Below are 9,107 nucleotides of genomic sequence, written 5' to 3'. Positions count from 1 at the left end.
CTCCAACCATCGTTCGTCCTTGAGGTTGTTGAAACCTTGCCGGATCTCGCGGCGGGCCCTGTTGACGTTTGCGTTCCGGCGCCGCGATCAACCAACGGAAGGAAAGCCAACATGGGCTACAAGTCGATCGTTCTCAACCTCGACGTCGACGGGATGGTCGCTCCTGTTGTCAAGCTCGGAGTCGATCTCGCCCAGCGCTTCGACGCGCGCCTGATAGGTCTGTCGGCCGCCGACGTTCCGCCGCCGGTTGTAATGGAAGGTGGAATGGCCTTCGAAGGCGAGAGCATGATGCGCCAGCGCAAGAACATCAAGCGACGGCTCGAGGACCTCCACGCGCAGTTCGAAAGCATTGCTGGCACGACGGTTCATACGCAATGGCGTGGGACCGTGGGCAATCCGACCCGCTCGCTAATTGAATCGGCGCGGTTGGCCGATGTCATCGTCACAGCATCGCCGGAGGGTGCCAGTTTCGACGACGCGTATCGGTCGACCGACCTCGGCAATCTGATCCTTCAGGCCGGACGGCCCGTATTTGTGGCAGCGACCAACCAGGAGAATTTCCGCATCAACAAGGTTCTGGTCGGATGGAAGGACACGCGTGAAGCCAGGCGCGCGGTTCTAGATGCCATGCCCTTTTTGCGGATGGCTCAGGAGGTTCGGGTCATTACGATCGACGATGGCCCAACTGACCAAACCTGGAACGGGCTGGACGATGTTGTCGCCTTCCTGGACATGCACGGCGTAGAGGCCAAGGCGGAGGTGTTTCCGGAAAAATCCAATGGCCGAACGATCGCCGACGTCGCCGGCGCAATGAACGCGGATCTCGTCATATCCGGCGCCTATGGCCACAGCAGGTTCAGGGAGTGGATCTTCGGCGGCGCTACCCGCTCGCTACTTGAAGCTGATCGGCTGAACCGGCTCATGTCGAACTGATCGCCGGCACCGATGGCGGAGTGCATCCCACCTGCTGACAGATTTCGCGAACGCATCCCAGCCCGCTGGGTTGGTGCTCGTTAACCGTGACAAGCCTGCCGCCGGACCCTATCGCAAGAACTCAGGCTTGTTGTTGTTCGCCCTCGGTGGCGATCAACATCCAGTTCCGCTTCCTTGACTGGGTTTGACAGGCGAACGTCCACGTATCGATCATCTCAACGATCTCCCAGGGATCGCCGGCGACGACTGCATTGTCGGCAGAGCGTGTAACGCCGACTACGTCGGAAACGTATCGAACAACTATCTCAGCGGTGCCATTCTCCACGAAAGCATCGACAACCTTCGTTTCGTCTGTCCTGATGAAGGTGAGTTCCAGCATCTCTTGCCGATCGCGCCGCCCGACGATATCTCGTTCGAAGGCATCAAGCACTTCCGGCCCGACGAGGCGCTGCAATGTCTGGATGTCACTCTCCGCAAACGCCCGCAGTATCGCTTCATAGGCCCTCCTGGCGCCGGCCAGAAATGCCGCGAGATCGAAATCCGGGTCGATCTTGCGAAGCGCATCCTGGGACATGTCCGCACAGGATGTGTGTTCGGCACTTTCGTCCCGCCGCGCCGCTGCAGTGTCCCGCTTGGCCCTCTCGTCGTTCCAGCGGGAGAGGAGCTGGCTCCAACTCCCAAGCATTGCCCAATAAAGCCCGAGAATCGCAACGAGAAGGATCTGGCTGGTCGGGTCTGAGGTCTCGCTCATGACATTCACCCATCGACTTGTCGAAGATGCCCATATCAGTGGATCCGGGGCAGCCTTTCCCACTGATGGAATGGCGGCGGCGACGGCAGCTGCCATTCAAGTGTGGTCGCCCCTTCGCCCCACGGGTTGGCGCTGGCCGGGCGCTTGCGGCTGAAAGCTTCTGCGACCGCGACGAAGAAGATGAACAGCCCCGCGGTCGAGATGTAGGAGCCAATCGAGGAGACGAAATTCCAGCCGGCGAAGGCATCGGGATAATCAGCGTAGCGGCGCGGCATGCCGGCCATGCCGAGGAAATGCTGCGGGAAGAAGACGAGATTGACGCCGATGAACATCGTCCAGAAATGCAGTTTCCCGAGCGTCTCGCTGTACATGTATCCGGTCATCTTCGGGAACCAGTAGTACCAGCCAGCGAAGATGGCGAAGACCGCGCCCAGTGACAGCACATAGTGGAAGTGGGCAATCACGAAATAGGTGTCGTGCAACGAGCGGTCGATTCCGGGGCTGGCGACCATGATCCCGGTGACGCCGCCGACGGTGAAGAGCAAGACGAAGCCGATAGCCCACAGCATCGGTGTCTTGAACTCGATCGATCCGCCCCACATTGTGGCCAGCCACGAAAACACCTTCACGCCTGTGGGAACGGCGATGACCATCGAGGCGAAGGCGAAGTAGCGCTGGCTGTCGAGGGAGATGCCGGTCGTATACATATGGTGCGCCCAGACGAGGAAGCCGATCAGGCCGATCGCCACCATCGCATACGCCATGCCGAGATAGCCGAAGATTGGCTTCCTGGCGAAGGTCGAGATGACGTGGCTGATGATGCCAAAGCCGGGCAGGATCATGATATAGACCTCCGGATGGCCGAAGAACCAGAACAGGTGCTGGTAGAGGATCGGGTCACCGCCGCCATCAGGAACGAAGAACGTCGTACCGAAGTTGCGGTCCGTGAGCAGCATCGTGATCGCTCCGGCCAGCACCGGCAGCGACATCAGCAGCATGAAAGCGGTCACCAGCATCGCCCAGGCAAGGAGCGGCATCTTGTGCATCGTCATTCCTGGCGCGCGCATGTTGAAGATGGTCGTGATGAAGTTGATCGCGCCGAGGATTGATGACGCTCCCGCAAGGTGGATCGAAAGGATGACGAGATCGACCGCGGGACCAGGCTGGCCGGAGGTCGAAAGCGGCGGGTAGAGCGTCCAGCCGCCGCCATGGCCGAGCGTGCCTGGCGCTCCCGGCACGAACATCGAGGTGATGAAGAGGATGAACGCCATCACCAGCAGCCAGAACGAGATATTGTTCATGCGCGGAAACGCCATGTCGGGTGCGCCGATCATGATCGGTACCATCCAGTTGCCGAAGCCGCCGATCAGGGCCGGCATGAGAACGAAGAAGATCATGATGAGGCCGTGGGAGCTGACCACGACATTGTAGGCCATCGGATCCCTGAATATCTGCAGCCCTGGCTCCTGGAGCTCTATCCGGATCAGCATCGAAAGCGCGGTGCCGAGAATCCCCGCCAAGATCGAGAAGAGCAGGTAGAGCGTCCCGATGTCCTTGTGGTTGGTCGAGTACAGCCACCTGACCAGAAACCGGGGCTTGTGGCCTTCCATCGCTGCCGCTGGATTCGACATGGTGCGCTACCTGCCTTTCATTGCAGGCAAGCCTGATGGCTCTCGCGAGGGACGGCATTCATCCGCCGCGATCGGAGAACCAGGCGCTGTCTGCTTCGTGTTTTCAGTCGTCCGTGACATTGCGTCCATCGCAATGTCGTGGGCTTTGGAGCCGATCGGGCGTAAGCCGATGGCCAGCGGTCCGCCGAAGAAACCGCCGCCACATTCCGAGGCGCCAGCTCCGTACCGCCCCAAACGTGCTACGGAGGGAAGAGGAAGGCAAACGGAATTAAATGCCGCGTAAGTGCAAATTTATTGCTCTTGCAAGCGAGCCGGTGGGCATCAATCGCGCCCGCACCTTGCTTGAAATCGTCATTCGGGCAGCGTCTGGAAGACCGCGGTCGCCTTTGTACGCAGACAACTGTGAGCGCACATCTGCACGCCGGGGGCGAGTCTCAGGAATCAAATAGCCACGACGGAGCACAACTGATGCCGGCAATATTTCCGCATCGGCGCCGCAGCTCCCGATATTGAGTCAGGTAGGCTCGAGGTCGCGCAAGGCGCCGGAATCATCTATTCGGGAGCATGCCGCGGGAGTGAGGGACTGCAGGAGGCGCGAGACGGATTTAAACACGTTGTGGATGATCGTTCCTCCCAGGCGCGAAGCCACATGGCTGGCTGTGGGTCGACAAGGGAGAAAATGTGCCTTATCCGTTTTACACTATCGGTCACTCGACCAGGTCGATTCCAGAATTCGTTGCCCTGCTGCATGTGGGAGAAGCTAAACGCGTTCTGGATTAACCAGAGTTTTCACAACTACGCCGACTACGCGTTGTCGGCGGAGTTTCATGACGGCCTGGCCCGGCTTGTATCGCTCGGCAGGGAGCGGCAGTGTGCCGTCATGTGCTCGGAAGCGCTGTGGTGGCGCTGTCACAGAAGGATCGTCGCGGACTACCTGATCAGCCGCGGCGAGTCCGTTTTTCATCTGATGAGCCATGACAAGGTCGTGCCGGCGAAACTCACCGACGGCGTGAGGGCAGGAGCCGATGGAATGCTTGTCTACCCGCCTTCACAGCCTTCGGCATAGTCGAGCCCTCAGGCAGCCGACGGCCCCGGGTCGTCGAACCCGGCGTTGAAAGCCGCCGCAACTTTGTTCTGAACTTCGTCGTGCGGTTCATCGGAACGATGGACGGCCCGCGGACCGTGTCCATCCAGCCGCAGCGAATCCGATGCAGCAACTCCCGCCAGTTTCAGTCTCTCGCGCCTTGCGGCTTCTTGTTGGTAAACCACTTCATGCACCGTCAGCGTTTCAAGCATCCCGTCCGCTGTCGGAATGGACATCGACTGCCCCTTGGCCAGACCGAGCAACGCCAGGCCTCGCGGATTGGTGATAGGCAAAAGCATGCCAACCAGACCGCGCATCTGGTCATGTGCGACGATGCGGGTTTCGGCAGGGCCGTCGTTCACCCGATAGGCCACGCGGCTGCTGAGTGTCACGACGTTCGCTGGGATGTCATCGCGAAACATGACAACTGCGCTCGAAATCTTCCGCTGGAGAATAGTCGAGAAGGTTTCGTCGCGGATCGGATGGCGTTCCCGTATCACTTGAAGAATCGTGTAATCCTTGGTGGTCAGTTGGCAGGTGTCTATATTGGGCATGGTACGTCTCCAGCCGGCCCGCACAAGGCGATCCGGCAACTGCAGTTGATCGGATGTGAGGAAGTACCCCTGTGCCGGACCGAGATGAGCCGGCGCAGGGGTCAGACTCCCGCGATCAAGCTGCCTGCATGATTGAGGAGACGGACGGAGACGCCCATGTCAGACGCTCGCCGCCATCGTTGGAGACGCAGGTGCGAGCTGACTGACTCCATCACCTTGCGGGGCGGGCTGGGTCACACCAAGCACCAACAGTTCGTGCCGGCGCCCGTCTCGGGCGGTCCACATGATTGACTGTCCAGCCGAGAGGCCGATCAGGGCTGTGCCAATCGGTGTAAGAATCGAAACCTTGCCTTCGGAGATGTCAGCATCGCCAGGGAAAACCAGCGTTACCGTTCTCCGATCACCGGTGTCGGGCTTGAACGTCACAGTTGAACCCATCCGGACGGTACCGGCGGAGACCCAACCATCGGCGACGATCCGCGCGCGCTCGAGCTCGGCGAGCAGCTCATCGGAAGCCTCCGGATATCGTGCGGCGAAAGTGCTCGCGAGCACCGATAAGCGCGCATGATCCGACTGCGAGATGCGGATATTCGGCTTGCGCCGGATTTTCGAGTTTTTCTGCATCTGATGCTCATATTTCTACTGGCTCAGCCGCCATCAAAGGTGGCGGACAGGCGACTTCGGAAATTGATCCCATTGCGCCAAAAGGTTGGAGCCCTGCTGATCCTAACATGTCGATTAAGCGTTACCCCTCGGCTCGGGGCGCATTGGCAGCCGGGCCGGGGGTTAAGATCCCGCGATGGGGCAAACCCGGAAAAGAAAATCACGACAGAATTTGGCTGCGGCGTTCATATAGGTATAGTTGGTGACGTAATTCGTGAAGTCAAGGCGGACAATGGCAGGCTCAGCCGCAAGACCTGCCAAAAGCGGCACTTTGAAACAGTTGAGCCAGCGCCTGGGGTGACTCGGCGGACAAACGAGACCATCGTCACTTAGATCATTACCCAAAGTCTCCCGAAGGAAGGGGATGGTGATCTCATGGACGAGGAAGACGGAACCTGGCATGAAAATCCTTGCGGCGACAGATTTTTCCACCCGGTCACAACGGGCATTGCGGCGGGCCGGCCTTCTGGCCCGGAACGTTGCCGCGGAACTCACGCTCGTCCATGTCGTCGACGACGACCAACCCTCAGCCATAGTCCGGCTCGAAACCCGCGAGGCCCGAAGATATCTTGCAGAACAAATGACCTCGATCGCCGAGTTGAAGGGACTCCAATGTGATTTCGCAGTCGTGACTGGGAATCCGTTCCGCGGCATTTTGAATGCGGCCGAGGCGCGCGGGGTCGATCTCATTGTCATGGGCGCGCACCGCAAGCAATTGCTCCGTGATGTCTTTGTGGGAACGACGATCGAACGTGTGATCCGCACCGGACAATTCCCAGTGCTCATGGTGAATGCTGAGGTAGAACATTCCTACAAAAAAGTGATGGCTGCCGTGGATATGTCCGAGCCGTCGGCGCGCGCAATAAGCACGGCGAAGGAAACCGGATTGATAGGCGAGGCCAGTTTTTCGCTGGTCCATGGGTTCGATGCCTTCGCCAAGGGAAAAATGTCAAATGCCGGAATAGGCAAGGACGAGTTGGCGAGCTACGTGGCGACAGAACGTTCGCAGGTGGAAAAAGAACTCATAGCATTTCTGGAAGCGAACGACTTTGACGTCGACAATTGGTCGCTGCAAATTAGGGAAGGCGGCCCGGTCGAGGCGATCATGGAGGCAATTAACGAGGTGGCGCCCGATCTTCTGGTGATCGGAACGCATAGCCGTTCGGGCTTCATCAAATTATTTCTGGGAAGCGTGACAGAAAGCCTTCTGCGTTCGGTCGACGTGGATGTTTTTGCGGTACCGCCTATCCGAAGTTGATCAAGGTCCGCATGGATCATCATCGTTGTTCGTCTTGGGAATCCGCGGTCACCACGAATTGAGCGGGACGCCACCATGCCCTCGCTGCGGTCCCGTGAAGCGCCGCGCGTGCCATGAGTTTCCCGCAAACGACCAACGCTAAGAGCAGACTGTTCAAAGTGTACCCAGAAGCAGCGGTGGGCTCGCTGATTTCGATTACATCGCCTCGCGCGCGGTGTACCGTTGAGGACCCTGCCCAGGATCTATGGAACGGCATCCGTGCCAACGATGCCCCCCTCATTCTCGAGAACGCTGATCCGCCTGACCTCGGAGCGGTTTAGTTTCAGGCGAACCCCGATACCGCCGCCGTTCTCGGCAATAAAAAAGGCGCCGGCGCCTTCGAGCGCGATTTGGAGCCTATTACAGACTTCGTAGTCGGGGAGTGTGATCCGACGTTCGAATTCCTCGATGGCCAGCGCATCCACGCCTGAATTGCTGGCGAGCTTTTCGCGGGTCCATTCGACCAGCGCGCGAGCAGCGCGGCATTGAGCTCCAGTGATCGTCATAAGTTACCCTTTCAGACGCTTTCGGGAGCGACATCGCTGTCTGCTGAAAGCCAGTATGCTCCGGCGCGATGGCTCGACCCGTCAGAAATGGATATCGAGTCCGAAAAAGGGAAGGGCCGATGCCGTTGGCTGGTGTCGAAATTGTGAAGCTCCCGTTCCGCTTTCGGCCCTTTTCAGACATCCAGTCTCATATTCAGTTGGTAACCGTGTTCGCCCCTACAACATAACTTAGCCCGGCAGCACGCGATCGGCTTGGGCCCAGTCGGACGAATACCATTGTTCCGCGAAACCTGCCCCCCGGCTGTAGGTCAGTGTCAAAAGCTAACTGCGCGAGGCCATACAGCTGGCAGCTACGTCCTTGGCGAGGCCTAAGAATGTGCATGCGAGCCATCCGCCTCACCACGGACGGGTGAGTGGCCAAACCCTAGCATTTGCTCGAGCGCGCTGAAGCCGAAACTGCGACAAATGCCATTAGGATGACGGATAAGCTGCCGACGAGCGACGAAGTCTGAGCAATAAAACCCAACAATCCAGGCCCAAGAAGCAATCCCGCGTATCCCATCGTCGTCACGATCGACATTGCCCGAGCAGCAGAAGTGCCACCTGCACGCCCGGCGGCGGCGAAAAGTGTGGGCACGACGTTTGCTAGGCCAAGACCGCATATGGCGAGCGCAATCAGAACAACAGGAAGATTGCCGCCCATCAGGATCATTGTGAACACCGAGCCTGCGCAAACTATTGTGCAATAGCGCAACATCGGCATCTGGCCGATCCGCTTAACGATGGCGTCACCGAATAGGCGGCCGGTTGCCATCATGGTTGCAAATGCCGCAAAACCATAGGCGCCTGTGCTTTCTGCTCCTCCGGATCGGGTCACGATGTAAATAGCGCTCCAATCCATCATCCCGCCCTCGGCCAGCATCCCTAAGAATGCCAGGCCACCAAGCACGTAAAGATGCTTCCTTATTGCATTATCGAATTTGCCATCCGTCGCCTCAATGGAGTCGGCAGGATCGTCGAACCGGCCTGAATTGTTCCATCCTATGCAGGCGACGACCGCGACTGCCGCAACACCAAGTCCCGCCACCCCAAGACAAACGGCCAAGGCGCCGCCGTTGGACAGTATCTGGCCGACAACGAATGCGCCGATCAGGCTTCCGAAACTGAATACGGCATGAAAAGAGGACATTGCTTGCCGACCCATGTGACGCTCCACTGTCGAGGCATCAATATTCATCGATACGTCGAGCGTCCCGAAACCGATACCGGCAAAAAACACAATCAACGCCAGCCAATAGGTGCCACCGGCGTACGGGAGGGCCAACAGCGCTGCGCCGAACGTTAGAGATCCCAGCAAGCTGAGCACACTGCTCGGGGCAATGGCAGCCAAGCGACCGATATTGGTCATCATCACAATTGCGCCCAGAGCGAAGCCAATCAGGATCCACCCGAGTTGCGCCTTGTCCAGTTCCATTTGAGCGCTGAGGACTGGAAGTGAGGACGCCCAAGCTCCGATGCCGACGCCTGCTCCCAAAAAGAAAAGGCTGCAAAAGAAACGGCTGCTTCGGATCGCAGGGAGATCGTCGAGCTGTCCTTCACTGTCGCTATTCTCTCTGGTGTGGCGTTCAAATTGAGACACCGGTGATTGGAGCGAGGCCGTCATGGTTGGGGGCGGCCAAGGCAGGCCA

The 9,107-nt window shown here is 58.8% G+C and carries 8 protein-coding genes and 1 pseudogene; 3 read left to right on the top strand and 6 right to left on the bottom strand.

The features are described from left to right. Nucleotides 1–933 (top strand): universal stress protein (locus EOA49_RS07175; protein WP_348626861.1); only part of this gene is annotated, 933 nt, incomplete at its 5' end. Between the two features lie 121 nt (nt 934–1,054). Here EOA49_RS07175 and EOA49_RS07170 read toward each other — a convergent pair. Then, nucleotides 1,055–1,684, bottom strand: coding sequence for a Tim44/TimA family putative adaptor protein (locus EOA49_RS07170; protein ID WP_164746695.1), 630 nt, complete (start codon nt 1,682–1,684; stop codon nt 1,055–1,057). A gap of 35 nt (nt 1,685–1,719) precedes the next feature. Further along, the gene (ctaD, locus tag EOA49_RS07165; RefSeq protein WP_067330541.1) at nt 1,720–3,315 is read right to left on the bottom strand and encodes a cytochrome c oxidase subunit I; all 1,596 of its coding nucleotides are present in this window, start codon (nt 3,313–3,315) and stop codon (nt 1,720–1,722) included. Nucleotides 3,316–3,996: 681 nt separating this feature from the next. On the opposite strand from ctaD, the pseudogene EOA49_RS07160 reads away from it, so the two are divergent. Continuing rightward, nucleotides 3,997–4,381 (top strand): annotated as a pseudogene (locus tag EOA49_RS07160) (DUF488 family protein). Nucleotides 4,382–4,389: 8 nt separating this feature from the next. Here the strand turns inward: EOA49_RS07160 and EOA49_RS07155 are convergent. Both EOA49_RS07155 and rnk read right to left on the bottom strand, forming a co-directional pair. Then, on the bottom strand, nt 4,390–4,953 hold the full coding sequence (locus EOA49_RS07155; protein WP_127240008.1) for a nucleoside-diphosphate kinase: 564 nt from the start codon (nt 4,951–4,953) through the stop codon (nt 4,390–4,392). A gap of 159 nt (nt 4,954–5,112) precedes the next feature. Beyond that, on the bottom strand, nt 5,113–5,577 hold the full coding sequence (gene rnk / locus EOA49_RS07150) for a nucleoside diphosphate kinase regulator (RefSeq protein ID WP_067330551.1): 465 nt from the start codon (nt 5,575–5,577) through the stop codon (nt 5,113–5,115). Between the two features lie 439 nt (nt 5,578–6,016). Between rnk and EOA49_RS07145 the strand changes: the two genes are divergently transcribed. Further along, nucleotides 6,017–6,874, top strand: coding sequence for a universal stress protein (locus EOA49_RS07145; RefSeq protein WP_082954130.1), 858 nt, complete (start codon nt 6,017–6,019; stop codon nt 6,872–6,874). Between the two features lie 242 nt (nt 6,875–7,116). Here EOA49_RS07145 and EOA49_RS07140 read toward each other — a convergent pair whose 3' ends face one another. Further along, the gene (locus EOA49_RS07140; protein ID WP_067330561.1) at nt 7,117–7,419 is read right to left on the bottom strand and encodes a hypothetical protein; all 303 of its coding nucleotides are present in this window, start codon (nt 7,417–7,419) and stop codon (nt 7,117–7,119) included. Between the two features lie 424 nt (nt 7,420–7,843). Then, nucleotides 7,844–9,082, bottom strand: coding sequence for an MFS transporter (locus EOA49_RS07135; protein WP_127240007.1), 1,239 nt, complete (start codon nt 9,080–9,082; stop codon nt 7,844–7,846). Between the last annotated feature and the right edge of the window lie 25 nt (nt 9,083–9,107).

Source organism: Mesorhizobium sp. M1A.F.Ca.IN.020.04.1.1 (assembly GCF_003997315.1).
Taxonomy (GTDB): domain Bacteria; phylum Pseudomonadota; class Alphaproteobacteria; order Rhizobiales; family Rhizobiaceae; genus Mesorhizobium.
Note: the sequence above shows the minus strand (reverse complement) of the source record. Positions and strands in the feature narration are given on the sequence as shown.